We start from the raw sequence: 26620 nt of genomic DNA, 5'->3' as shown, positions 1-26620 counted from the left end.
CCCCTCCAATCTATGTAAAACATTTCTCTTTTAAAAATTGTTGGAAAGATTGATAAGCCCAAGCATATACCACACTTATCCAGACAATGGATACGACAACCGCATACACATATGTACTTAGTGATAGTTGAACAAAAGCTCCTTCCATTAACAAAAGAATCGCTTGCGTTGGTAAGATGTAAAATAAAGGCGATTCGTATAGATGAAAGTAGTTTATTAATGGCAGGTAAAAGACTACAACTAAAGCCGCTGAAATATATAGAAATGTATTCACTGTCTGTACACGAACAGCTACATTCACTCCTAGCAATGTAAAGAATGTCGAACAAAGGATAACGGCTAGCAAAAATGGTACAACATGAAATGAAGCCTGATGAATCACTAAAAATAAAAACATACTTGTAGCAGTTGCTAGAAAGGTTAAGGACGAAACTTTACTAATTAAGTACTCGTGAATTCGCAGTGGTGTCACATATAATGTACTAAAAATAGATTGGTCTCTTTCGAGTAAAACGAGTCCACCAACAAAGAAAAAGCCTAATACAGATGGATCCGTAAATACAATGAGTACTGAAGTAGTTTGGACAAATGCTTCTGGAATAAGAAGCAACAAGCATATATAAAAAGCAGTTACAAGAGCATATGCATAATAAAAACCATGTCGTAACTGAAACTGAACATCCATTTTCAACAACTCTAGTACTCTCATACCAGTGTCCTACCTGTTGTTTGAATAAATATATCCTCTAAAGTTGCTTCCTTCGTATGCATAGTCACAATCTCATGTTGTAATATTCGCTGAAACTTCACGTTTTCATCTAATCTATCAAGCGAAAACACGTTAGTTTTCACAATTCCCCCATTACGGTACTCAACGCTTAGCTCTTTTTTTCCATTCGCCATTTTCAGTTGCTTGGGTGAATCTATTACAGAAATCTTCCCATCAACGATAAACGCAACATGATCACAAAGCTCTTCAGCTGTATGCATATTGTGTGTCGTAATAATAATCGTCTTCCCTTTCTCTTTTTCTTTCGTGATCAAATCCTTTAATTTTTTCGCGTTAACTGGATCTAGGCCAGATGTTGGTTCATCAAGGAATATTATATCGGGATTATTCAGCAAGACCCTACAAAAATTAAGACGCATCTTCATCCCTTTTGAGTAATTACCAAACTTAACATCTGCAGCATCCTTAAGCCCTACTTTCTCCAATAGTTGCTCTGGGTCTTCTGTAGCATTATGATATAAGCGACTAAAAAATTTCAAGTTTTCAAGTCCGGTAAATTTCTGATAAAAGTTTGGAAATTCAAATCCGACACCTATTCGTTCATAGTAAGTGGAATCCAGTGTTTTCAATTCTTGACCAGCAACTCGAACACTGCCAGCATACCCTTTTAATACACCAATCAAAATCTTTTGTGTCGTACTCTTTCCCGCACCAGATGGACCAAGAAACCCAAAGATCTGTCCCTTTTCAACCCGAAAAGAAATACCTTTCAGAATATCCTCCCCTTTACTTGGGTAACGATAAACGAGGTTCTTCACATCAATCATCATGCTACTCCTCTCTAATTAGACCAGCCGCTAAACATTCGGCAAGTAGATCGACAGCTTCAGGATACACCGTTTCCCCGATTTCCTCTTTGTTCAGTAACAATGTAAAGAAGCCTCGAATAACACCAGTGATTACAGCTGGATCTTTATCCACCAATACATCATTTTCTTGCCATTTTTTTAGGAAAGGAGCAAGTGCCCACTCATCTTGTTCAATATGCTGCTTGATTCGTTCTGGAGGTAACTTGCGCATAAGCTGCTCCATACTCTCTCCTTGAAAAAGACTTTTAATAACAGGATGCTCATCAATCAACTCAATGCTATACAACAGCATTCTCTTAAAAGCTTTGCGAGTCATCGGTTCTTGACTAACTTTATCCAGTAGCTTCTTCTTTATCTCTGCTTCCTCTATTTCCAAAATTTCAAAAAACAATTCTTCCTTAGATAAAAAAAAGTGATAAAACGACCCCTGTGCAATCCCCACAGCATTTGTTAATTGGGCAATACTTGTTTTCTTTATTCCAAAAACACTAAATAATTGTTTTCCCTCTACTATTAGTTTGTTATAGATAAATTGCTTCTCTTGTTTACTAAACCCTTTAGCCATCATCCACACCTCTTGAACATATGAATATTTTATTTTTTTATTCATATTTAATATATACCTGATCTTGGTAGATGTAAAGCTAAACTTGTAGTTTTTAAGCGTTATGGGCTATATTTCGTGGTAGTTTAAAAAAACACCCTACACATAAAGGAATAATAACTTTACATGTAGGGCTAGCTTTTTCATCAGACATCTTGTCCGAATCCTTATAATTGAAACTGTTTCACCATGACTTCTAATTCATCTGATAAATCCTCTAAAGAGCGTGCATTTTTTGAAATATCCTCAATTAATCCACTCATTTGCACAACGGATGCGGATGTCTCTTCTACACCAGCTGCCGATTCTTGGGATACAGAGGCAATATTTTCAATGGAATTGTTTATTTGAACACTTTCTGAAGAGATATTACCTAAATGACCTGTAATACTTAGCACATTTGAGACCATATCTTGCATAGATTGCTGAATCCGTTCAAATTCTTTTCCTGTCTCTTTGATTTGCTTCGACCCTTGATCGACCTCTCCATAGCCTTTTGTTAATGTTTCAGCCACATTGCTTGATTCTGTTTGAATATTACCAACTATGCCTGTTATCTCTCCAACTGAATCAGAGACTTGCTCTGCTAATTTACGGACTTCATCTGCAACTACCGCAAATCCTTTCCCGTGTTCACCAGCTCTAGCTGCCTCAATTGCGGCATTTAACGCTAATAAATTCGTTTGATTGGCAATATCTTGAATGACATTTATTAAAGTTGTAATTTGTTGTGATTGACTGTCCAATTTTTCTACTTTACTTACGGAGTCTTTGACCAATTCATAGATATTCGTCATTTGGGATATTGACTGGTCCATTAATTGATTGCCGTTTTTCGTTATTTCAAGAACATTAGTAGAAGCTTCTTGGACAACATCGCCATTTTCCGTTGCTTGTTGAATCCGTTTAGAGAACTGCTTCATTTGCTCAGCGAGATCTGTTGAAGAATGAGCTTGTTGTTCCGAACCAGATGCTAACTCCTCCATAGTAGAAGCTACCTGATTACTACCAGAATTTAGTTCATCACAAGCTACCTTTACTAGTGTAGATTGCTTTTTAACGATATTTGATAAGTTCGTAATTTTTTCAATCATACCTCGTAAATTTTCTTGCGTATGTTGGACAGAATGTGCTAATTGACCAAACTCATCTTTTCTATTCAAACCATCCACTTCATTGTTTAATTGACCTTTTGCAATTTTTTCCATTAGGTGGGTGACTTGTTTGATTGGTTTAGAAAAGCTGCGACTCATTAAAAAGGCCGTTATAATAACAATGATCAATGTAACTACTCCTATAGCAATCATCGTAATGACAAGCTTTTGGTTCATATTTTGTATTGTAGATTGATCCTGATTCATCTGAACGACGCCTATTACCTCTGTTTGTGTTGGATCATATAATGGGAAATAATACTCCATAAAGTCTCCGGTTTCCTGGTATTTTTCTTTACCTGCTATAGCTGCCTTTAACGCAGATTGATCCTCACTTTTTGTTCCAATATGATCTTCCTCAGAGCTAACGACGACTTCCCCTTCAAGATTCATAATGTTTAATTGAACCCCTTGAATAGCCTCAGTAATCGATTGAACAACATGGCTGTCCAAACCTGTTTGTAAGGTTCCAATGACCTCATTGTTCTCTTTAATAGGAACAAAGGCACGAACTGCTAGCCCGCTACTCCCAAATTCAAAGCCAGATACGGGTTTATCTTGCAGAGCAGCTTGTATCGCAGGCTTGTCCCCCTTGTCATCTCCAAATTTTTCTGGATTATGGCCGCGGAACAAAACGATTCCGTCAGAATCTCCCAATTCGAATACATCAACACGATGTTCTATGTTTAACCTCTCGAAGATTGATACTACATAATTTGAAAGATCGATTCTGTTTCCTGATTGAATATTATTTATTAGTGCTTCATCTTGAGCGTAAATTTCGGACAACATCAGAAGCTCTTCCGATACTTGATCAAATCGACTAGTTAATGAATCCTTCGCTGATGTAAGATTATTTTGTGAAATCGTCGCGAAATTTTGATTGGACTGAGTAAATATTATTGTTCCAAATATAAGCAATGGTACGATAGAAAGAAATAATAGCGATGTAAAAAACTTAGTTCTGACTGACTTTAAATTTAGCAATTCGTCCCCTCCGTCAAATAGTGTTGATATAAAACTAATTTAATTATATCATCGTTTTGACTAAAAGTTGCGAAAATCGACAAATTTTTCATTGGTGATTTTTCTCATATTTTCAATCCGTTCAAAATATTAATATTTCACATCGAATCATTAAATTTACTGGGACTGTAACACCTTCTAAAAGAGAGATTGTATGGACGAGCAACTAGTCAAAAAAGGATTCCTTCCTCCTTAGGGGATGCTTTCTAATAGGATAGAAGTAAGGATATGGACAAATGTTATAACAATCGATTGGGTTTTGGTCATAATAGGAATCTTGAAGTTGAATTTACATGAAATATAATACAAACAAATGTTCGTTTATGATATAATGAATTATACAATAGACTGGCTTCGCATGAGGGAAAATGGCGCACATTTCACCTTCTGGGACGTTCCTATGAAGGGAGGTGTTGCCAATGGATATGGGAAATGTATTAACGTTGATGATTTCTTTCGGCATGTTAGTTGCATTTATCATGTCCGACAAGAATAACAAAAAATAATCCCTCATGCGCTTTGAGCCAGCCTTGAGGGATTATTTTCGCTCTGTGTGCCTTCCCCTCTTGTTGGGGTTGGTCTATTGTAACCGTTCCATGCTCTAACATGGAACGGTTTTTAACATTTAAGAATTCTTTTATTTATTATACCACGAAAGAAGTTTTTGTAAACATACTCAGGCGTTTAAACCCATTAGTTAGCCCTTTCCCCCATAGTTATCAGCAACATTTTCCCATTTACTACTTTATTACATATATACTTTTTACAAGAACAAACTAAAATAACACTTGCTGCCAGGAGAGTGAAACGATGAATGAAACAGTTAAAAAAACAGGATTTCCCCTCCTGCTAGTATTGATTGGACTAGCAGTCATATGCGGATTTACTTACCTTTTTATAGAAATTGGAGAAGGTTTGCTTGAAAAGGAAGTGAAGAGCTTTGATTCCTTCATTATTGAGGCTCTTAAAATAATGGAAACCGATGCACTTGATTTAGTCATGCTGTTCATAACCGAATTAGGCTCGGTGTGGTTTTTAACCATCTGTTCTATTTTAGTTATCCTTATCTTATGGTTAAGATCAAAAGACGGATGGGGAATTGCTGCATTTTTCCTAGCTATAGCTGGTGGTGGCACGATTACTCGTGTACTAAAACAACATTACGATCGCGGAAGACCTTCTATTAATCCGGAAATTGATGCCGTAGGATTCAGTTTTCCTAGTGGTCATTCCATGGGTTCTTTAATCTTTTATGGGTTCATGATTTATTTATTGTTGAAGAGTCGTAATCCGAAGTCGATAAAATGGGCGCTTATATCGATTTCGAGTACACTTATTTTCTTAATAGGTTTTAGCCGTGTCTATTTAGGTGCCCATTATCCAAGCGATGTTCTCGCAGGCTATCTAGCAGGAACAGCTTGGTTGATGCTGTGTATTTTAGCTTTAGAATGGATAGAATGGCGTACGCATTATCATATACGCCCCTTCCGCTCTATTCGACAGTTTTTTGTTAAAAAATTTCATGCAAATCCTCATAAATAAGCCGAAATGGAGGATCGCGAAACATGAAAAAAACACTTAAAAGATCCGCAATCCTCATCACTTCACTACTTATTATCGTGTTAATCTGGGGAATTTGCGAACCTTTTTTTATAAAGATAGAGAGAGAAAAAGCATTCATCCCTAACCTTCCAAAGGTATGGGAGAATGAAACAATTGCCGTAATTGGAGATTTTCAAGTTGGTATGTGGATGGATAATACAAAAACAGTTAAACGAGCAGCAGAAAAAGTTGTAGAACTTAATCCTGGGATAGTCTTGATATTAGGTGATTTTCTATATCATCCGGAAACAGAAAGTGAAGCAAAAATGAAGGCTGTTACTCAGCTACTTCAACCTTTAGTATCAGCTGACATCCCAGTTTTTACTGTCCTAGGAAATCACGATTACGGCATGAATGATCTACAGGATGCTCCGAAGACCAAGATTGCGACCCGATTAGAACTAAAGCTGGAAAATCTCGGTATAACAGTTTTACAAAATGAAACGATGTCCTTACTGAAAACTAACGAAAACATTACCGTGGGAGAACCTTCTCCTCATTCTCTTTACCTTGCTGGAATTGGTGCGACATGGGCGGAACGCGCATATCCGAAAAAAGTGTTCCAACACATCCCTGATGCCTTACCTCGAGTTGTTATGATGCATAATCCAGATGCCTTTAAAAAAATACCTGCTCAATTAGCACCGTTAGCAATTGCTGGTCACACTCATGGGAGCCAAATAAACATCCCCTACTTCTCAACTTGGCTGTTTAAGACCGTTTTAAAAGATGAGAAAGTTCATTCGTCTGGTTGGATTAAAGGCTTTGGATCTAATGGGAACCGACTCTATATTAATCGAGGTATAGGGTTTAGTAATGTTCCTATACGAATTAATTGTCCTCCGGAGATTACAGTTTTTGAACTATTGCGGGGTTAAAATAATCAAGCCTACTCCTCTTCTTATTAAGACGTGTGGGCTTGTCCACTCCCTAATTATGATGAAAATTTCAACTCATTCATAGAGCTTTATCTCTTGCTGGCAATGGGACATACTTTTTAGAGTTCACCTTTCCATTTCGAGTAAAAGCATATGTTCCTAGAGACAAACACGCAAATAACAATCCTACCTTTTTCATTTTTCGTCCCCTCTTCCATTCTATTTGCAACCATCATACATGATTTTTGTATGTCTACCTATTAGTTTGTAAGATTATTTACGTGATTTTTAGAAACAATACAATTTCTTAATAATTTCTCCTCTTGTAACGCTCATATAGGAATCTATCAACATCTAATAGCTGTAAAAGGCCGTAAAAAGAGTTCTTATAGTGAGAGTGTATTGTTAGTAACCAAACTTGTCTGATATAATCAAATTCTACATATTAAATGGTAAAGAAGGTAATGTATGGTGTCTAAAAAAAGATTTCAATATTTGCTCATTCAAATTCTGCTGATTTTAACAATTATATTTGTATCGACTAAGCTCTCTTTTTTATTTCAGCCTATCGGTATTTTTATAACAACACTGTTTTTTCCTATTTTAATTACAACGTTCTTATATTTATTGCTGAATCCTATTGTTCATTTTATTGAACAGAAGATAAAAGTACCAAGAATTTTAGCAATCGTTATTATTTACGTATTATCTATTGGCTTATTTGCTCTATTAATCGCAAATTTTGTACCGACCATCACAAAGCAGTTTACGGCTCTTGCTAATGATCTACCTAGTTATGCAAGAACTGCCATTAACTACTTCGACAATTTTTCACAATCTGATGAGTTTAAAGAGTTTATCAACGAGCAACAAGATTTAATAAATAACGCACAACAAAAGCTAGTTGATTTCGCGAATAATTTGCCTGAGATTATTACTGGTAGCTTTAGAGGCATTCTAAGTGTCGTAACAAACTTGGCTATCATAATTGCTACAGTCCCATTGTTATTATTCTATATGTTTAAAGATGGGCATAAGTTTCCTAATGCGGTTTCCAAGTTTATCCCTGAGGAATATAGAAAAGAAGGGCTTACCATCCTAAAAGAAACCAGTAGTACCCTTTCTGCTTATCTTCAAGGACAGGTTACCGTAGGCTTATTTGTTGGATTTATTTCCTTAATCGGTTATCTCATCATTGATCTGCCATATGCGTTTGTATTGGCAATAACGGTAGCCTTTACCAATATCATTCCTTATATTGGTCCACTAATTGGTGGAGCCCCTGCCGTAATTGTTGCCTTGTTTGATTCTCCAACAAAAGCTTTGTTCGTTTTGATCATTCTTGTAGTAGCGCAGCAAATAGAAGGAAACTTTCTTTCTCCCCTTATACTTGGGAAAAGTCTAGACACGCATCCGGCAACTATCATTATATTGTTACTTGCAGCAGGTAATTTAGCAGGAGTATTAGGTATGATATTAGCCGTACCAACCTATGCAACAGTCAAGACCATTGTTTTAAATGTTATGAAGTTTTTGAAAGCTAGAAAAGAAGCAAAACGGAGGGTTCATTCGGAATCTAGTACTTAAAAAATCACATATTACACTAAAAAAATCCCTAATGAACGGTAACGAATCATTAGGGTTTTACTTTGTGTACATGACATGTATTTATTGACCGTATATGCTTGTAGGTATAAACTAATTGCCTAAGAGAAACATTTTCAAAGAAATTGCATAGGCTACAAATGCCTATTTTTATACAGTTGAATAGTTGGAAAGGAGATACAGCTTATGGATGGATTTCTAGAATTATCTCCACTTTTGCAAGCATTGCTTGTTACATTATTTACTTGGGGAATGACAGCACTTGGGGCTGCTTTAGTTTTCACGACAAAAGGTTTTAATCAAAAATTAATGGACGGCATGCTTGGATTTGCTGGTGGGGTTATGATTGCAGCCAGTTTTTGGTCGCTCCTTTCACCAGCATTAAACATGGCGGAAGGTAAAGACTATCCAGCTTGGATTCCAGCAGCCGTTGGTTTTATGTTAGGTGGAATTTTTCTATGGAGCATTGATAAAGTACTCCCCCATCTTCATCCGAACACACCTATCAATCAAGCAGAGGGCTACAACAGTTCGCAGAAAAGAAGGAGTACCCTTCTTGTATTGGCGATTACACTGCATAATATACCAGAAGGTTTAGCTATAGGGGTGGCTTTTGGAGCCGTTGCTGCAGGATTTGAATCAGCATCTTTAACTGGTGCGATCGCACTTGGTATCGGGATTGCCATTCAAAATTTTCCAGAAGGGGTCGCGGTTTCACTACCTTTAAGAAGAGACGGAATGTCCCGTCGTAAAAGCTTCATGTATGGTCAATTTTCGGGTATGGTTGAACCGATATCCGCAGTCATTGGGGTTCTTGCTGTCACCTTTATTCAGCCTCTACTCCCCTATGCACTAAGCTTTGCCGCTGGCGCGATGATCTTTGTCGTAGCGGAAGAGGTTATACCCGGTTCACAAGAAAAAGGAAATAGTGATCTGGCATCTATGAGTTTAATGATTGGGTTTACTGTTATGATGATCTTAGATGTTGCATTAGGATAATAACTGAGGAAAGCGTGGACACTCCTGAAGGTGTACTGATTTCAGATAGATTTTCATTCCTTTTTTCTAATTATTAGGTATAATGAGGAAAAAGTACCACCTTAGACGTATTCTTCTTTACTCCTAACGTGGTGGTGTTTTTTATGAATAAGGAGGTTCTAACATGGTATCATCTCTAGATATTTATAAAAAACAGCGAACATATAGCTGGGATAAGGAAGGATGGTTCGTACCGCTTTCTCTTTCATTAGAAGGATTAGGGGCGACAGATGCGGCTTGGAATCCCCCTCAAGGTGGGAATACAATCTGGCAAATTGTAAACCATATTAATTATTGGAATGAGCTTATATTATTAGGATTACATGGAAAGTCGAATGAATCCAACATAACAAATGAAGAAACATTTGGGGAACCTGGGCACGCAGAAGATACCGCTGGATGGTCGGATACGTTAAAACGAACACATCGTATTGCTAATGAAATTGCAAAACTTCTAGATACGATTTCCGAAGCTGAGTTACGCTCTTTACCCGTGTATAACGACCTTGCTGATTGGATGATGCACGACGCCTACCACACCGGTCAAATTGTATTACTTCGTAAGCTACAAGGCTCCTGGCCCATGAAGCGGGGATAAAATACAGAACAAAAGCTCGGGGCGCCCGGTTAGCTGAACTGGAGCTGGACGTGGCTATTGCAGTATGTTACCCACACCAGGCAAATTTTATATACGCTAAACTATAAAAAAGGAGAGCAATGAATGCTCTCCTTCTGTTATCTTGTGAATCTATGATTTCCTATTGTTACTGTTACTGGTCTTGACTTCATCCAAGCACTTTGTGCTGTTTTTGGATTATAGAAGTATAAGGAACCACTACCCATTCCTCTAAATGCAAGTGCTTCCTCAACAGCTTTCTTTGCTGAAGCGTCTGCTGGTTTATTAATGTATCCGTTTTTAACTGGTGTAAACGCATAGTAACCACCAGATTTTTCATAAATAACACCTTTAATGCTATTTGGGAATAGAGAGCTATCTACTCGGTTTAACACAACGGTCGCAACAGCCACTTTACCCGCATATGGCTCCCCTTTAGCTTCTGCGTGCACGAGACGAGCTAGTAAGTCCTTTTCATAAGCAGAGACAGACGATGGAATCGTTAGCTTCTCTCCAACATAAAGTTGTGACGAGTAATTATTGTTTGCCTTCTGTAGATCTTGAAGAGCTACGCCGTACTTCATGCTAATTTTCCATAATGTATCTCCACTTTGAACTGTATAAGAATTCGATGCTTCTGCAATAGAAGAAAACGACATAAATGATATAATTAACATAAAAGATAATAGAATTTTTTTCATATCTATGATCCTCCTGCTCTAGCAAATTTGGAACATTTACAGGTTAACAGGTTCATAGATTCATTTCATTCCCCAAATAAAACCATTGACAAGCTAGAAGCAGAAAGAACATAAGCTATTTCTAGACTTCTAATCCAGTATTACAATCTGATTACAGGAGAATTGTGTGAATATCTCTACCAATTTATTCTTCTCTCTCCAACCTACTGGAAATACTACCTACCCGCTAAAATGTAAATAAACACTAAAAAACCCTCCACACAAAGCGTGTGGAAGGTCCTTATTAGTTATTTTAATCGAAGTGTTTTGCTAGCTGTCGAGTTTTGATAGCCTTTCTTCGTTGCAGTTAAGGCATATTTGTAATAGCCCTTCGGGGATTTTTTATTAGTCGAAACGGTAAACCGGACCATCCCTTTCTTGTCGGTTGTTCTAGTAATGGTTTTTGCTTTCCCTTTAGGTCGAGTAACAACAACTTTGACAGATACCCCGGCTAGTGGCTTGCCAGTTTGTTTATCTAATACTTGTCCTTTTACAGTCATGGATTGACGTAATTTATAAACGCTTTTATCCGCATAGACAGATAGTTTCGTATATTTCTTCTGAGCTTTTTTCACGACAGGCTTTGTGACTGCAGCTGCTGGTTTTTGTGGTGTAGTTAATGATTTCACCGGTGCTTGTGCTAAGCCGTATCCATATAATGAATCTCTCCCGGATATTCCCAAATCCAAAGCGGTCTTGGCTAATGTTGAACGTAAGGTACTGTCATTCGCCGTTGGATTTGCCTGATGCAATAAAGCTAAAACTCCTGTCACATACGGTGTTGCCATCGACGTCCCGCTCATAGAGACATACTTGTTAGATGGATACGTACTTAAGATAGACACACCAGGTCCTGCAATTTCCACTTCTTGTCCATGTGCCGAAAAGCTCGCGCGTCTATTCAAAGAATCCGTTGCTGAAACGGCAATTACAGATGAATACTTTGCTGGATATTCCACAGTATTGCCTATCCCATCCACACGACCGTTATTTCCTGCAGCAGCAACTACGAGTACTCCACTTGCATAAGCTTTATCTACAGCCTGCTTCATTGCAGTTGAATCATAATTCGTACCTAAGCTCAGATTGATAATATCCATCTTATTTTCAATGGACCAGTTAATTCCCGCGATTATATCGGATAAATAACCTGATCCATATTTATCTAATACTTTAACCGAATATAAGTTCACGCTGGGAGCAACTCCTGCTACCCCAATATCATTGTTTAGTGCTGAAATAATTCCAGCTACATGGGTTCCATGCCCGTTATCGTCATAAAAGGATTCCGTATAGGAAGTAAAAGATTTACCAGATGTTATCAGCAGGTCTTGATGGGCTGCAATTCCGGTATCTAATACGGCCACCTTGACTCCTTTTCCGTAATAGTTAGCTTTCCAGGATTCTGGAACTCTCGTCTTACTTATTCCCCAATCTAGTAATTGTCCCGAAATAGAAATTTTTTTATCCTCTTCCACTAATAAAACATTAGGATCTTCTTCAATAGTAGCAATGGCTTCTTCAGGAACTTCTCCAGTTACCATATTCAGATTATGGTAAACTTGATCGACCTCTCCATCCTCTTCGGTGACGACAGTCTTATCAATATCATCCTTATAAATAATGATAACCTGCTCATCCCCACTATCCGCTACAACTGCAGATGAATAAAAGAAGCTCGAAAACAAACAAAGAAACGAAAACATGATGACTTTCTTCATAGGTCTATCCCCTGTCTGTCAAAAATATATAGCTACATTAAATATACTAGATTTTGTTGTTTAAGGGAATATGGAAATGTCTGATTTTGTCGATTTTAATTAGATATTAAGCCATGCCATACCTAGTCCTATTCATGAATCTTGTATTCCATAATGGTTTGAAGCTCTTCAAAACCAAATTTTTCATAGATTTTTTTCGCAAAGTTAGAGGCAAAAACGTTTAAGCGAACGCTGTCAAAACCGCTGTCTTTAAAGGACTGAATCGACGCTTTCAGCAATTCCTTAGAAATACCTTTTCCTCTTCCAGCTGGAAACACGAATAAATCGTAAATAAAACCATGCGTTATTTCCGTAAAGTAATCTTTATTTTTTCCGAGTAGTACCCAACCAAGGATAGAACCTTCATCCTTGTAAACTAAATAAAATCCGCCTTTCTCCATTACATTATGTACGAGTTTGTCAGCTTTTTCTTTTGTTACAGTCATGGAACGATCTAATCCTTCCGAAAAAGACTGTATAGATTGGTTGATACAAAATTGTTCTTCCTCCATATTTGCCTTTACGATCATAAATATTGTCCTCCTCTACCTATACGTACTTTTCTCTATTGTAGTATGTACCGAATGCAAAAACCACCACATTATGTTGATGTGGTGGACTCTGCTTGCTGTGCTCTTCTTTTCTGGAGATCTGGTATGATTCGTTTAATGATTAACATTCCAATAATACCAGAGGCTAATATAAATAAGGACATCATTTCCTTATCGAATAGTGCCCCTAACGATACGAATAAAGAGCTTAGCATCATGGACCCATAGAAAACCATGCTATATACAGCCATATACGAACTTCTCTTGTCTTCCGTTGGGATGCTCGCTAGAAAGTCCTGTTGGATAGGGACTCTCATAAGCTCACCAATGGTAGCGATGGCCATAAAGGCAAAAAGGAGCCAAATATTGTTGAAATAACTGATTCCAACATACCCAAATGTAAAGATCAGAATAGAATACAAAAATGCTTTTTCTTCTTTCCATTTTGATATCCATCTCGTAATGAAGACGGTTAATAATACAACAATAATCGTATTTTCAGATTTCAAATAACCAACCATTTCAACCCCTGATACTTGAAAGTTCAGGAAGTCTTGATTCGTAATTTCACGACTTAATCGGACCCCTATATAGTTTTCCATATGGTTCTCTAGAGACTGAATGAGTAATCCAGCAATGATGAATACGATAAATACTTTGTCTTTTCCAACTTCTTTATAACTTTGGAACATGCTCTTAAACACGTTAGCTTTTTCCACTTCGACTTTTTCTTTTGGTTCCATCGTCTCCGAAATAAAGAAAATAACTAATATATTTGACATCACGCTTGTAATAGAAAGGGCGAGAAGAAGTTCAAATAAATGGTGCTCAAATGTTAAGGCTCCAACAATACCTCCTACAGCAAAAGCTAAGTTGAAGCTCCAATAAATTAACGAATAAACTCCTTTACGTTCCTCTGGCTTTGTTACATCAATTAGCATGGCGTCGGCAGCTGGACCATCTAAACCGAACGATGCTCCTACTAACAAAGTCATTACAAAGGTCAGACCTGGAGATGTTAGTACTGGAGAATTGGCCAAAGCCATCACCATAAAAGCCACCATTCTTATAAGGCCAGCAATAACCATAAGTTTTTTTCGGCCCATTATGTCGGAGTAATACCCACCATATAAACCTACAATTAATCCTAAAATAACATTTAAGAATAATAAAAGTCCGGTAATCTTTAACCCATAATATCCCGAGAAATAAATCGCTATGAAAGGAAATACAGCCCCAGAGACCATGTCTGATAAGAAAATTTGGACAATACGAATTTTAATGTTGCGATGATAATCTCTAAATCTAGTCAACTCGATTCCTCCCTCGTATGTACAGATGAATAGAAATTTAAAAATAAATTTGGAAACAAAATCAATTGTATCGAATAAAGCAGGATTTGGAGTCGGTCTCAAGGATGAGTTCCCCTCCTACTTCAAGTGTTTTTCTGGCTTATGACAGAAGGGAATGATTGTCTTCTTCATTTATCTCAAATTGGTATTTGTTTAATCTCAAATTGAGATATATAATAAAGATAATAAATGAAAGCGATTCCGACTATCCGAGGAGGATTTTATATGAGTCAATCTGAGCGTACCTACATCATGAACTTACTTTGTGACAAAACCCCACTTGTGAGAGACGAAGTACTGAAAATGTCTGATGAACAGGTCGAATATTATCACTGGCTCTATTTTGAAGAATCCGTTTATGACTATATGTAATTTTAAAGCCCTCTATAAATGAGGGCTTTTTTTAATGAAAAAAAACCAACCAGTAATTTCCGGTTGGTTTCGATCTTTATTCTACTACGTTAATACGATTTGTTGGTGGAGCTTGAATAGAGGATCCTTGACTTTCTATATAAGATACGATCGCATCCAAGTCTACTGGCCCAACTGTTTGATTTGTCCCTTGTTTAAAAGCTGTAAAGCCATCTCCACCTGTTGCAAGGAAGTTGTTCACTGTGACTGTATAGGACTTACTTCCTTCTATCGGAGTGCCATCTGCAGTTGTTAGACTCACAACTTTATTTCCGATTGCTGCATTCTTATCCCAAGTGAAGGATAAACCGGATACTTGTAAGATGGTTTGACCGTTCTCTGTAAACTGTTGTTCTAACACTTCTTTAACCTGGTCGCCAGTTAACGTCATTTTCATTAATGTATTTCCAAAAGGTTGTATCGTGAATAACTCACCCCATGTAATTGGACCAGCGTCTAAATCTGCTCGAATTCCACCAGGATTCATAAAGGCAAAATCTGTCCCCATTTCTTCTCTTTGCGAATCTGCAACTAAGTTCCCAAGTGCTGATTCTCCACTTTCATCCGTATTCTCTGTAATCGGCTCAGCCGCTTCACCAACTACTTGATTTATGAGTGGTGCTACTTCTTGAACATATTTATCAACCATTTCCGCAATCTTTTCATCAGGTTTTATTTGGTCATGATAAGTCGTAACAATCGAAGCCGACTTTTTCACAATATCTTTAGTTTTTGGATCTATGACAATATCTACATCGGAAAATGCTGTTCCATACGAGTAGGATTGTACGATTAGTTTATTATCTACAACAGTATTCGCATAAGCATGGTTATGGCCACCGAATATAATATCAACTTCGTCATCTACGGTGTTCGCCATTTCCACCGCTTCACCAGTAGGATTTCCTCCTGCGAAATCAGAGCTAGCGGGATTATGTGCTAATACAACAATGGATTCTACCCCGCGTTTTTTCAGGTCCTTTACAGACTTATTAATGGCTTCTGTTTCATCGGTGAAAGCTAAACCTTCAATACCACTTGGCACAACGATTTGTTCTGTTTCCTGGGTTACAACCCCGATAAAGCCTATTTTCATTCCATTTACTCGTTTAACGATGTAAGGAGGTAAAATAGGTTTTCCTGTGTCTTCATGGACTACATTAGCCACAACATAAGGGAAGTTTGCGCCCTCAAATTGTCCGGTTGTCTCATGATATCCACCATTCATTAATCGTTTTAATTCCTCTAATCCCTCATCAAACTCGTGGTTCCCTAACGTACCAACATCAAACCCTAATGTGTTTAAAATCTCGATGGTTGGTTCATCTTGCAACAAGGCAGATGTCGGAGAACTAGCTCCCACTGCATCCCCTGCATGAACAAGTAAAGTATTTTTATTCGTTTTTTCATATTTCTTTAAGTAAGCTGCTAAGTACTCTGCCCCGCCTACTTCTCTGCCACCTACCGTACGATACTGGTCTATTTGACCATGAAAGTCATTAATCCCCAATAGCTGAACTTCTATTCCTCGTTTCGAATGTTCGAAGTCCTTCGAGTTGCTTTTCGCAAATGTGACATCTGAACTGTGTGGGAAAAATAACCCTAGTGCTAAAGCAGTACTTGCAATGAATGTAGTCTATTTCTACCATACTGGACCATAGTTGTGTTTCATAGAGAAAATAGCGCTATTCACCCTACTATTCTCCTAGTTATTTAAACCTACAACGGAAGCCAATCCTTAACTTGTTTAATCTCTTGTTCATGGGTTACACCAAACTCATCTGGTGTTTCCATAATAAAAGGGAATTCGTTGGACCAGTCGGTGTGAAAAAGGTCCTCAAACTGCTCGGCTTTTATATGACCATGATTTAGAATATTAGCATGTCGGTCTTTACCGGAACCTGTTTCATACATAGAATTATTAAAGTGAATGGCGGACAATTGATCCAAATACCCTAGCTCCTCCCCTTTTTTTATAAGCTCTTTCCAATTATCACCAGTCCATAATCCACTTGCAAAAGCATGACAGGTGTCTAAGCAAAAGCCTATGCTCTCCGGAAATTCAGATAATCTTCTAATTTGGACTAACTCCTCTAAGGTTGTTCCCATTGTACCGAGCTTACTTGCATTGTTCTCTATCAATATTTTACACGGTTCATCCCAATCGGCTAGAGTCTGATTAAGCGTATCAATAATTTGTTGGTACGTTTCTAGAGGATTCTTACCTCGTTCATTCTTACCAAAATGCACGACAACGCCAACCGAACCACAGGCATTTGATATCTCTAAATCGTTTCTTAAGGACTCCACAACTTTTTTCTGCTTGTCACCAACTGCAGTTAAATCCGTGGGATACGGAGAGTGTGAAATAGAGACGAGTCTATGCTCCTCACAATATTCTTTACAGCTTAGTGCATCATCTCGGCTAAAGCTTTTCACCGAAAGCCCACGAGGATTCTTAGGAAAATATTGAAACGCAGTAGCTTGTATCCCTCTCGCAACCTGAGCAGCTCCCAAGTATCCCTGTCGTATGCTAACGTGACACCCTAATTTCATGCTATCCCTACCTTTAATGTTGACAATTTGGACAATAAAACGTTTTTCTTGAGGAAATTTCATCCCTTTTAATAGACGTTCCACATCGTGGACAAGGATTGCCTTCACGCTTGTACACTTTAAAATGAGGCAAATATCCGCCTGTCTTTTTATCCGTAGAAGAAAACGGTTCGTTCATATAGCCTCCCATTGAGATAGCTTGCGGAAGAATAGCTCGAAATGATTGGAAGACACGAATTTCCTCTTCATCTGTTAAACTACCTACACTGCGAGTTGGCAATACGCTTGCCTGCCAACAAAGCTCATCAGAGTATCGATTACCAATCCCAGATAAGAACTGTTGGTCCACTAAGGTTGATTTTAGTTTTCCTCTCTTGGGTTGAAGTCTTTCTACAAACTGATTGATTGAAAAATTTGGATCCAATGGTTCTGGACCTAAATCAGCAAGCTCTTTCTGCAATTCATCCTGCTTTAAAATATGTAAATAGCCAAGTCTGAGGCCAATAAAGTGCAAATGATCTTCACCGAAGGACAGCCTAACTTGTACAGTTCGATCAGGAGCAACAGTGCCATAAAACATAAATCCTCCAAGCATCAGGTGTAAAAGTAACACTTCCCCACTAGATAGGTGAAAAACTAAATGTTTAGCTTTTCGTTCTATACTCATCACCTGTTCGGATACTACACGTTCTGTAAAGTTTGAAGCAGGTACATTAATTGATTTTTCACGGGTGATTTTCACTTCTGTGATCGTTTCCCCTTTGATGGTATCTTCAAGAAGTAACTTATAATGTTCCATCTCTGGAAGCTCTGGCATGAAATCCTACCTTCCTTTTTCCTTTATTATGTGCAACAATCCTCTTTCTATTTCATCATCGTAAGGATCCTAGACCCCAATACATCAGAGAAAATTTATCTTGACCTTTCCCTTCCTGAAGACTATAATTTTCTCGTTTCCTACATCATTTAAAGGAGCGGAACATACATGAATTTAGTTTCCTTTAACCCTTTACGTACCCTTGGAATTCCAGGGATCACATATATTAAGCCCGATCATAGCTTTAAAGAAATGAATACGTTAAAAGAAGCGGATTGTCTCTTATTTCCTGAAACATGGCAAACAAGTTTTTTAGCATATGGAGTGAAAAAGCCGATATTTCCTAGTATTGAAACAATCCAATTAGGGTTTAGTAAAATTGAGATGACTCGTGCCTTAATGACGATTTGCCCGGAAAACGTACCCTATACGGAAATCCTTGCTAATACGGAATCGAACCGAGTTTCTGTTTTAGAAACATTCCCATTTCCGTTTGTAGCAAAAGAAGCCCGGAATTCTATGGGCCGAGGCGTATTTTTAATCCAATCCGAGCAGGACTTTTTGGATTATGCGGAAAAAGTAGATGTTTTATATATACAAGAGTACTTGGAAAATGAGGATAAAGATTTACGAGTCGTAGTAGTTGGGGACGAAATCATCACTGCATATTGGAGAATGGGATCAAGTGGAGCCTTTCTACACAATGTTTCCCAAGGGGGAGACATTTGCTTTGATTTTATTCCACAAGAAGCATTGGATTTAGTTGCAAAAGTATCGAAGGAACTAAACATAAACCATGCAGGCTTTGATGTATTGTTCTCTAATGGAAAAGCCTACATCCTAGAATTTAACGTACTATTCGGTAATCAAGGAATTAAAGAACGAGGTATTTCCGTGGAATCCAAGATCTATGATTATCTGCTAAGAACCGTAGTGCCACCATACCCAACAAGTCCTATTGCACCATTAAAGGGTATATCATAAAAAGTTTTATTTAGTAGTAGAAGAGGTTATGACAAAAGTGTTTTAGTCACAATGAAATCCGAACTTTAGTTTGAAATTTCTTAATTAGAATTCGACTAGTTCGGATTTTTTTTAATGTTTAGTAGCTAATAATTTTCGACGTACTAGTTATTTCATATAGGATAAATCAACGTTCTATGAGGACAATGTTGCTTTCCGCTGCTGATTACTGCCACATGAATGTACTATCTCTGCCAAGTTTTTTACCAGCAGTTGCCACGAAAATTACCACTCGCAGCCAACACATTTTACCAATAGAGAAAAATTAATGTTTTTGAGACGAGAAAGTCTATTCCTCCTTAAAGAAGACCGAAGAATAGGCTTTTGATGTTCCACAATACGCCCGGCTGTCATTTTTTATTGAATAGTTTATTTGTACTGTGCAGTAAAACTATTTGTTAAATAACCCCTATAATTATAGATTTTAAATAATGTACTATTATTGAGTTTTTCTGTTTGTAAACCATTCAAATAAAATTAAACAGACTGTAATATGCCATACATTATACATATGTCTTAATTCATCTATGTTAGGTACTCTTTTATTTGCAATTTCAGTTACAATTTTCTCAAAGTTCATTGTTTTATTAGTACTAATGTCTACCATTTCAGCTAAAAACTGCTTTCCATGCCTTGATAGAAAGCCAAAATTACTAGAATCGTTAAATATTTTAAAAAAGTACTTCTTCTCCTTTTTATTATCCATCGTTATAGACAGTAAATGTTCAAGCTTACTTGTATCATTAAATTTATCTGGGTTTGTGCCATTATCAGTTACGTCTTTTTTTATATATTCAATAATATTACTTATAACTGGGATAAAATCTGTGCTGTTAATATTATTTAATTTACGCCAACTGTGCATAACCATACCCACTTCACGGTTCTGAAGCATTTTATTTACTAATAAGTTTATATTTCCAGTTGTTTTTTCTTCATTTTCTATATTAATTGGTTTAAAAAACTGGATATTATGCTTTTGGAGTATAGTCTTTAAATTCATAGAGAACAATAGCGATTGAATTTGATTCTCTTCATGTTCGCTATAGTGTTCAAACCTCTTCGTATGTATATCTACTTCTGTTAATATGCTATTTCTATCATATATTAAGAAGTTATAATCAGATATATTATATTCTAATGCTTTTGATTCAATATCTTGGAAAGTAACAAACCTTTTCTTGTTTAGTTCTTTTAATTTACTAACGAGCACTTGAAACATTATTGAAGATTCGAAGTAAGACAATAATAACCTATGCATTACATATGTGTTTTGTTCACCTAGAAGACTTATAAACTCGTTGCGTTGTGGATGCTTGATAATAAAAAGGCGTTCGTTATTTTCAAAATCATGGTCAGTAAAATAATCTGTATCCCACTTACTTTCATAGCTGAAGAAATAAGTGTCAATCCCCTCTAATCTAGTCCCGAATGATCTTGTCTTCAATCCTAGAACCATTATGAATCCCCCTACTGTCAAATAGTTAAATTGTTATAAATATAACCATTCTACCACATAATGGAACGTATACGATTGATGGCCTTTTTATGAATTTTTTGCTAATTAGAAGAATCGGTTATTTATCTCGAGTTCATATCTTCAAAATAGTAGTGCGATGATTCAAAACTAACGGTTAAATAAAGCTTCTTTACTGTAAAACAAATACTTTCAAAGACGAAGATATTTAATGCACAGTATCAGTCTACTATGTAATACAGGACTTATAAGGCAAGATTGTGAAAGATCGTTCTTATTGAAAATCAACAAATTTTTTTATCACATTTTTGATTACCAAAGATTGCAGTTGTGGAAAGTCTGTCATTAGGTGGTAAATACTGTGTCCGAGGTGGTACATTTCAATGGCTGTAATCAGCTGCGGGCAGTCGCTTTCCGCTTTAAGTTTCTTACCCTGGTAATCAACCTACTTTAGGTGTAGAAGTTATAGTTTTGTCCAGCAGTCTTTTCAACTATAAATCCTAACAAGAAATCCCCTTCCTTCTTAGAATCTTTTTCCTTCTTTTTTTGGATAAATCGTAATTATTTTATACATAATATAATAAAGGATGGACAGTGAAATTACTTCGGCCAAATACCCTGTTAATTCCAAGTTATTTAACAGTAACTTATAAATCATATAAGGAATTGTCAACGCATATGTAGTTATTTTCCATAAGTAATGATAGGCTAGCTTTCTTTTCAGAAAAATTATTAACAGTAACGAAATAGCAGCCAATATGGAAACACCCAAAAAGGTAGATAAAATTAATAATAAAGGATAAGACACGATTAGATTTAAAATAAAAATTTCTTTTGGAATCTCAGCATTCTCATCAATTGTCATTAAAGCTCCCACAATATCCGGAAGATGTAAAAGTAACATAAGGAAGAAAATATAGACAATTGTATTTCTCATACTTACCCGATTCAAACGAAAAAGAGCCTCTTTTCTAGGTAATAACAAGCTATTTTTCAATATGTATATAAACTGCATCTCTTTCCTCACCTTTGGATACCCAGTAATAGGAAGGGCTCCTATTTTTTCAACCCGAAATTTTATAAACATTCTTATAATGAGTGTCCCTATCTAAAAATGGGGCTTTTAAAATCGTTCACTCGCCCCATCTTTTAGGACTCCAAATCGTTCCCTCTATCTCATTTTCCATCTGATAAATTCGTTTTTCCTGCTCTTTTATTATATCTTGAGTAGCTTTTATCAGAACCCGCTGATTGTAATCATTGGTCTTTTCAAATAATCGTTGTAATTCACTATGAATCCATGTACCCTGCTCCACAGCATATCCACCTCAACTTATCGATGATACATTTGATCAAGTACTATTTTTAAATTATTTATCGTTGTTTGGTTCTCTTCAAGAATGTTCATTGCAAATTCTATAGTTTCTCGATCGTTCAAATGTTGGTTGTTGTTTATACTAAATTCTAATTTATCATATAACCATTTTTCCCTTGTTACCAGGCTTTTACTGTTTTCCATGGTAAGTTTTTGCCAATATCGAATTAACAACTCCATTTTCTGATTATCTTCTAAATATGCAAATTGGAAAATTTCTAACGGCGGAAGGTAATGCATCCTCGTCTTATTTGCCAGAGCTTGAAACGGTTTTGTTAGCTCACTAATGGAATATTGCTCATTTCCACCTGCCTGATATTCCGATTCTGCAACTCCAATCATTAATATCAGTCCGAATTCTTTCCCGTCCAAGATACCCCCTCTTGGGCCATGGGTCACTCCTTCTTCCAACACAACATCTTGCCAATGCTTTAGAAAGGGCGGGGAACTGTACCAATAAAAAGGGAACTGAAAAATTATTCTATCGTGTCCTTTTAGTAGATCCTGTTCCTTCTTCACATCAATAATTCCATCAGAATACATGTTTTCTAAATGGTGAACCGTCACATCTTCAAAATTTTTTAGGGAATTTAGAAAAAATGGATGGCTATACGAATCGATAATATCAGGGTGAGATACGATTAATAATGTTCGCACTTTAGAACCTCCTACTGCATCTTCATTCTGCTATTTTCCAGAGCAACTATCACTAATGTCCAAATAACAGATACAGTTAGTATCCTATCTTTTTTTGCATTCTTAAATCTTTTCATTTTTACCTTTATCTTATTATATTTATTCTTTCAAATACGTTTTCCCATCTCTTTGCTCCACCTTGCCTTCTTTCATCAGCTTTCCGAGTGCACGTTTAAATGCTGCTTTACTTATCTTAAATGTTTTCTGGATAAGCTCAGGATCACTTTTATCAGTGAAAGACATGACACCATCATAATCATCTAGATATTCTAATATGGTTTCCGCGTCATCGATCATCCCCACTTGTTTAAGGGGACGTAAGGAAACGTTGATGGTGCCATCTTTCTTCACCTCAATGACTCTGCCTTCTACCCATTCCCCTAAACGTGGCTCTTTTTTTCTTTCCGTATGGTGAATAAAGCCACGATAGCCCTCTTCTGTTAAAAGGACCGCTCCCTCTTTGCTCGATCGGTATATTCTCCCTTTCACAGGCTGGTTAAATAAAGTAGCGGGAGCATTTTCCCACTCCCCTTCAAAAACGCCTTCCGTTAAAGGTAAGGCTAACATACGTCCCTTTTTGTCAAAGTCGAGCGTCACATAAAGCATGTCGCCTATCTTAGGCCAAACACGTTCTACTATTGGCAGATCATCCTTTGAAACTAATATCCCTTTCGATATCCCTATATTTACGAATACCCCTAAATCCTTGACAACTTCCACTACTTCCGCCCAGTCATACGTATCTGTTCGTACATTGGGAATCGTTGTAGTGGCAACAACTTGCCCCTTTTTATTTTGATAAAGAAAGACACGAACTTCTTCCTCCACCTCTAAAGGCGTTTCTACTTCTTTTTGGTGTAAGAGGACATCTTGTTCTAACCCTCCTAGTACATAGCCCGTGTCTATTTTACGAATTACCTTTAAATGTTGAATCGTTCCAGCGTTTGTTTTCATATCAAATCCTCATTTCTTTGTTCCTAAAATGGTGTAAATGTATAATAGAATTATTCATCCTTAACGAGAAAGGAGTTCGTCATGAACATTTATGTAGATGCAGACGCTTGTCCTGTAAAAGAAATTATTGAACAGGAAGCAGCTTCCTTTGGTATTCCCGTTACATTTGTAAAAAGTTATGCGCACTACTCCCCACAAAATGATAGCACAACTTCGAAGACTATATATGTAGATACTGGTGCAGACTCTGTAGATTATCGAATTATGCTATTGGCAAAACGACATGACATTATTGTGACACAAGATTATGGACTAGCATCTCTCGCTTTAGCAAAAGCATGTATCGTACTCCATCATAAAGGGTTTGTCTATTCTAACACTACCATAGATCAGCTGTTAGATTCTAGACATGCACAAGCAAAGCTTCGAAAGAGTGGAAAAAGAACAAAAGGACCAAAAGCCTTTACAGAAGAAGATCGAAACGCATTCCGAGATAAATTTGTAAAGGTTCTAACAATGGAGGCACACAAGCCTCAGTAAAATGTTAGCATCAATTGGGATAATTTCTTATGATTCCATTGCAAAGGTCCTATAAGTCTGGTACAGTTGGAGTACAAATAAATATGCTTTACTTCAATAAACCTTTGAAGTGAGGATAGAGGTGCATTGACCAAGAGTAGGCAACATGAGGAGAATGAGCTCCATTGAACGTCGCTGAAAGGGGAATATGCCGAAGTGAGTAGAAGCTCATCATTCTACCCACTGGTTCTGTATTAAATAAATGCAGAGCTGTCATATAGCAGTTGCTATATGGAGGGCTATCTCACGCATCATAATGTGGATATAAGTGATGCAGCAACGAGAGCCTTCGTTGGTGCTTTTTTGCTTGTTAACAGTTTTACGTTGTGATGAGATACCCTCTATTCATCGGTAGTAGTAAGGTGCTTGATAATATGAATAGAGGTGATGAACATGAATTTTGGTCAGGTTTTAACAGCCATGGTAACTCCATTTGACCAAAGTGGAAATGTCGATTATGGAAAAACAGAAACATTAGTAAACCACTTGATTGCTAATGGAACAGATGCTATTGTCGTCGCAGGAACGACTGGTGAATCTCCTACTTTGACTACAGAGGAAAAAATCTCTTTAATTCAATTTGTCGTGAAAGTAGCTAAGAAACGCGTTCCCGTTATTGCTGGAACAGGTTCCAATAACACATATGCGTCTATTGAGTTAACGAAGCAAGCTGAAATTATGGGTGTAGACGGTGTGATGCTCGTTACCCCATATTACAACAAGCCTTCTCAAGAAGGAATGTATCAACACTTTAAAGCCATTGCGGAGGTCACTACCCTACCTGTTATGCTTTATAACATTCCAGGAAGAAGTGCTGTTGGCTTGGATCCAAAGACGATCATTCGCTTATCTTACATCGACAACATCGTTTGTGTGAAGGAAGCGAGTGGAAACTTAGACGCTATGACAGAGATCATTCGAGAAACAGATGCATCCTTCCAGCTATATAGCGGAGATGATGGATTAACGTTGCCAATTCTCTCTATTGGCGGTGCTGGTATTGTTTCAGTTGCTTCTCATGTCATTGGGAATGAAATGAAAGATATGGTACAACGATTCTTTAATGGTGATATACAGTCAGCGTCTACCATTCACCAAAATATTCAGCCTGTGATAAAAGCTTTATTTATGGCACCAAATCCAACGGCTGTTAAAGAAGCATTGAACCTTTCCGGAATTGACGTTGGATCTGTTAGACTCCCACTTATTCCATTGAACCAACAAGAAAAACAAGTCTTACAACAAACACTACACTTTTTAACTAGTTATAGTGTGAGCTAATATATTAACGAAAGAGGCCCCGATATTTGGAGCCTCTTCTTTACTTTTGAAAGCTATATTTTTGGAGAAAAGAAATATATTGCTTTTTAAACTCGTCTTCCTCTTCTAGGAAAGGATAATGATTACTTCTTTGAAACACGACTAAATTAGAAAAAGGGATGAGCCGGGCCATTTCCTCTGAATAGGTTAGAGGACATTGAACATCATGAGCTCCACACATAATAAGGGTTCGGTTTATTATAAACTTTAACTTCTTAGTAACATCAAATAACTGAATTTCTCGGTTAAAATAATCCATTCTAATCGATGACATTTTCTTTTGAATTGGTTTACAAAATAACTCTTCATAACGTTCTGGTTCATATAAGGAATACGAGACTCTCTCCCTCTGAAGTGTTTGCCTTTCTTCTTCTACAAGGTTAGGATTCTTTAATGTCACGTTTAGTTGTTGCATTCTATGAAAGTTTACGTGAGCAGGATTGTAGATACAATCCTCTGAAAACGTCATGTACTCTCTTGCTGCTGCGCCAACGATAACACTAAATGAAAGTTTTTCACTAAAATAAATGCCGTAAACAATACCTAACATCCCCCCTGTTGAGTGACCAGCAAATGCCCACTTCTTCTCTCCTAGTTGCTCGCGAATGGCTTCTAAATCAAAAATGGTTTCTAACATACTTAATTCATAAGAATTTTTTGCTTTTTCGGACATTCCAGTCTCACGCAGATTAACTAGATACACTGTATTTGTTTCTGTAAATGAGTCGGCAAAATAATCCCCGGACTCATTAAATTCTGAGTATAGATGAGTAACACAAAGTGGGGATCCCTTCCCTTTCACAAAGATTTCAAAGTACCCACGAGCTGTTGAGATGATCTGTCTTTTCCAATTTTTCATGAAACTATTCCTCTCTAGTTATGTAGTT

The 26620-nt window shown here is 37.1% G+C and carries 26 protein-coding genes and 1 riboswitch; of the genes, 9 read left to right on the top strand and 17 right to left on the bottom strand.

Going from position 1 to position 26620, the window contains the following annotated elements; translation table 11 throughout:
* Nucleotides 1–10: 10 nt before the first annotated feature.
* The 4 genes from KO561_RS09895 to KO561_RS09880 form a co-directional block, all read right to left on the bottom strand.
* Nucleotides 11–709, bottom strand: coding sequence for a fluoroquinolone export ABC transporter permease subunit (locus tag KO561_RS09895; RefSeq protein ID WP_231096938.1), 699 nt, complete (start codon nucleotides 707–709; stop codon nucleotides 11–13).
* Nucleotides 706–1557, bottom strand: coding sequence for an ABC transporter ATP-binding protein (locus KO561_RS09890; RefSeq protein ID WP_231096937.1), 852 nt, complete (start codon nucleotides 1555–1557; stop codon nucleotides 706–708). The genes KO561_RS09895 and KO561_RS09890 overlap by 4 nt, the downstream gene beginning before the upstream one ends.
* A 4-nt stretch (nucleotides 1558–1561) precedes the next feature.
* Entirely contained in the window at nucleotides 1562–2164 is a 603-nt protein-coding gene (locus tag KO561_RS09885; RefSeq protein ID WP_231096936.1) for a TetR/AcrR family transcriptional regulator, read from the bottom strand.
* A 206-nt stretch (nucleotides 2165–2370) separates the two neighbouring features.
* The gene (locus KO561_RS09880; RefSeq protein WP_231096935.1) at nucleotides 2371–4344 is read right to left on the bottom strand and encodes a methyl-accepting chemotaxis protein; all 1974 of its coding nucleotides are present in this window, start codon (nucleotides 4342–4344) and stop codon (nucleotides 2371–2373) included.
* An 849-nt stretch (nucleotides 4345–5193) separates the two neighbouring features.
* On the opposite strand from KO561_RS09880, the gene KO561_RS09875 reads away from it, so the two are divergent.
* The 5 genes from KO561_RS09875 to KO561_RS09855 all read left to right on the top strand — a co-directional run bounded on the left by KO561_RS09875 (nucleotide 5194) and on the right by KO561_RS09855 (nucleotide 10104).
* Nucleotides 5194–5925 carry a phosphatase PAP2 family protein gene (locus KO561_RS09875; protein ID WP_231096934.1) on the top strand — a complete coding sequence of 244 codons (732 nt, stop codon included), beginning with the start codon at nucleotides 5194–5196 and terminating at the stop codon, nucleotides 5923–5925.
* Nucleotides 5926–5948: 23 nt separating this feature from the next.
* Nucleotides 5949–6863 carry a metallophosphoesterase gene (locus KO561_RS09870; protein WP_231096933.1) on the top strand — a complete coding sequence of 305 codons (915 nt, stop codon included), beginning with the start codon at nucleotides 5949–5951 and terminating at the stop codon, nucleotides 6861–6863.
* A 468-nt stretch (nucleotides 6864–7331) separates the two neighbouring features.
* A complete protein-coding gene (locus tag KO561_RS09865) occupies nucleotides 7332–8450 on the top strand; it encodes an AI-2E family transporter (RefSeq protein WP_231096932.1) in 1119 nt (372 codons plus the stop codon).
* Between the two features lie 204 nt (nucleotides 8451–8654).
* A complete protein-coding gene (locus KO561_RS09860) occupies nucleotides 8655–9467 on the top strand; it encodes a ZIP family metal transporter (protein WP_231096931.1) in 813 nt (270 codons plus the stop codon).
* 163 nt (nucleotides 9468–9630) lie between these two features.
* Nucleotides 9631–10104, top strand: coding sequence for a DinB family protein (locus tag KO561_RS09855; protein WP_231096930.1), 474 nt, complete (start codon nucleotides 9631–9633; stop codon nucleotides 10102–10104).
* Nucleotides 10105–10241: 137 nt separating this feature from the next.
* Here the strand turns inward: KO561_RS09855 and KO561_RS09850 are convergent, their stop codons facing one another.
* The 4 genes from KO561_RS09850 to KO561_RS09835 all read right to left on the bottom strand — a co-directional run bounded on the left by KO561_RS09850 (nucleotide 10242) and on the right by KO561_RS09835 (nucleotide 14486).
* Complete coding sequence (locus tag KO561_RS09850; protein WP_231096929.1) at nucleotides 10242–10823, bottom strand: cell wall hydrolase; 582 nt, start codon at nucleotides 10821–10823, stop codon at nucleotides 10242–10244.
* A 287-nt stretch (nucleotides 10824–11110) separates the two neighbouring features.
* Nucleotides 11111–12583: a S8 family peptidase gene (locus KO561_RS09845; RefSeq protein WP_231096928.1), complete on the bottom strand. Its 1473-nt coding sequence runs from the start codon at nucleotides 12581–12583 to the stop codon at nucleotides 11111–11113.
* Between the two features lie 128 nt (nucleotides 12584–12711).
* The gene (locus KO561_RS09840; protein WP_231096927.1) at nucleotides 12712–13152 is read right to left on the bottom strand and encodes a GNAT family N-acetyltransferase; all 441 of its coding nucleotides are present in this window, start codon (nucleotides 13150–13152) and stop codon (nucleotides 12712–12714) included.
* A gap of 71 nt (nucleotides 13153–13223) precedes the next feature.
* The gene (locus KO561_RS09835) at nucleotides 13224–14486 is read right to left on the bottom strand and encodes an MDR family MFS transporter (protein ID WP_231096926.1); all 1263 of its coding nucleotides are present in this window, start codon (nucleotides 14484–14486) and stop codon (nucleotides 13224–13226) included.
* A gap of 264 nt (nucleotides 14487–14750) precedes the next feature.
* On the opposite strand from KO561_RS09835, the gene KO561_RS09830 reads away from it, so the two are divergent.
* Nucleotides 14751–14897 (top strand): hypothetical protein, encoded by a 147-nt coding sequence (locus KO561_RS09830; protein WP_231096925.1) that lies wholly within the window; start codon nucleotides 14751–14753, stop codon nucleotides 14895–14897.
* Nucleotides 14898–14973: 76 nt separating this feature from the next.
* On the opposite strand, the gene KO561_RS09825 is transcribed toward KO561_RS09830, so the two are convergent.
* From KO561_RS09825 to KO561_RS09815, 3 genes are all read right to left on the bottom strand, one after another.
* Nucleotides 14974–16446 carry a bifunctional metallophosphatase/5'-nucleotidase gene (locus KO561_RS09825; RefSeq protein ID WP_231096924.1) on the bottom strand — a complete coding sequence of 491 codons (1473 nt, stop codon included), beginning with the start codon at nucleotides 16444–16446 and terminating at the stop codon, nucleotides 14974–14976.
* 209 nt (nucleotides 16447–16655) lie between these two features.
* Complete coding sequence (locus KO561_RS09820; RefSeq protein ID WP_231096923.1) at nucleotides 16656–17492, bottom strand: deoxyribonuclease IV; 837 nt, start codon at nucleotides 17490–17492, stop codon at nucleotides 16656–16658.
* Nucleotides 17493–17505: 13 nt separating this feature from the next.
* Nucleotides 17506–18309, bottom strand: coding sequence for an Fpg/Nei family DNA glycosylase (locus tag KO561_RS09815; RefSeq protein ID WP_231096922.1), 804 nt, complete (start codon nucleotides 18307–18309; stop codon nucleotides 17506–17508).
* 168 nt (nucleotides 18310–18477) lie between these two features.
* Between KO561_RS09815 and KO561_RS09810 the strand changes: the two genes are divergently transcribed.
* Nucleotides 18478–19293: an ATP-grasp domain-containing protein gene (locus KO561_RS09810; protein ID WP_231096921.1), complete on the top strand. Its 816-nt coding sequence runs from the start codon at nucleotides 18478–18480 to the stop codon at nucleotides 19291–19293.
* A gap of 478 nt (nucleotides 19294–19771) precedes the next feature.
* Here KO561_RS09810 and KO561_RS09805 read toward each other — a convergent pair whose 3' ends face one another.
* The 5 genes from KO561_RS09805 to KO561_RS09785 form a co-directional block, all read right to left on the bottom strand.
* Nucleotides 19772–20791, bottom strand: coding sequence for a hypothetical protein (locus KO561_RS09805; RefSeq protein ID WP_231096920.1), 1020 nt, complete (start codon nucleotides 20789–20791; stop codon nucleotides 19772–19774).
* A gap of 541 nt (nucleotides 20792–21332) precedes the next feature.
* On the bottom strand, nucleotides 21333–21824 hold the full coding sequence (locus tag KO561_RS09800) for a DUF1189 family protein (protein ID WP_231096919.1): 492 nt from the start codon (nucleotides 21822–21824) through the stop codon (nucleotides 21333–21335).
* A 118-nt stretch (nucleotides 21825–21942) separates the two neighbouring features.
* Nucleotides 21943–22125: a hypothetical protein gene (locus KO561_RS09795; RefSeq protein ID WP_231096918.1), complete on the bottom strand. Its 183-nt coding sequence runs from the start codon at nucleotides 22123–22125 to the stop codon at nucleotides 21943–21945.
* 17 nt (nucleotides 22126–22142) lie between these two features.
* Nucleotides 22143–22841 (bottom strand): NAD(P)H-dependent oxidoreductase, encoded by a 699-nt coding sequence (locus KO561_RS09790; protein WP_231096917.1) that lies wholly within the window; start codon nucleotides 22839–22841, stop codon nucleotides 22143–22145.
* A 138-nt stretch (nucleotides 22842–22979) separates the two neighbouring features.
* A complete protein-coding gene (locus KO561_RS09785; protein ID WP_231096916.1) occupies nucleotides 22980–23834 on the bottom strand; it encodes a CvfB family protein in 855 nt (284 codons plus the stop codon).
* Between the two features lie 81 nt (nucleotides 23835–23915).
* Here KO561_RS09785 and KO561_RS09780 point away from each other — a divergent pair, with 81 nt between their 5' ends.
* Nucleotides 23916–24374: a YaiI/YqxD family protein gene (locus tag KO561_RS09780; protein WP_231096915.1), complete on the top strand. Its 459-nt coding sequence runs from the start codon at nucleotides 23916–23918 to the stop codon at nucleotides 24372–24374.
* A gap of 108 nt (nucleotides 24375–24482) precedes the next feature.
* Nucleotides 24483–24663: riboswitch (Lysine riboswitch) on the top strand.
* Between the two features lie 143 nt (nucleotides 24664–24806).
* Nucleotides 24807–25694 carry a 4-hydroxy-tetrahydrodipicolinate synthase gene (dapA, locus tag KO561_RS09775; RefSeq protein WP_231096914.1) on the top strand — a complete coding sequence of 296 codons (888 nt, stop codon included), beginning with the start codon at nucleotides 24807–24809 and terminating at the stop codon, nucleotides 25692–25694.
* Between the two features lie 40 nt (nucleotides 25695–25734).
* On the opposite strand, the gene KO561_RS09770 is transcribed toward dapA, so the two are convergent.
* Nucleotides 25735–26592: an alpha/beta fold hydrolase gene (locus KO561_RS09770; protein WP_231096913.1), complete on the bottom strand. Its 858-nt coding sequence runs from the start codon at nucleotides 26590–26592 to the stop codon at nucleotides 25735–25737.
* Between the last annotated feature and the right edge of the window lie 28 nt (nucleotides 26593–26620).

The organism is Radiobacillus kanasensis (genome assembly GCF_021049245.1).
GTDB classification, from domain to species: domain Bacteria; phylum Bacillota; class Bacilli; order Bacillales; family Amphibacillaceae; genus Radiobacillus; species Radiobacillus kanasensis.
The sequence above is the reverse complement of the archived record's forward strand: the minus strand, read 5'-3'. Positions and strand labels throughout refer to the sequence as shown.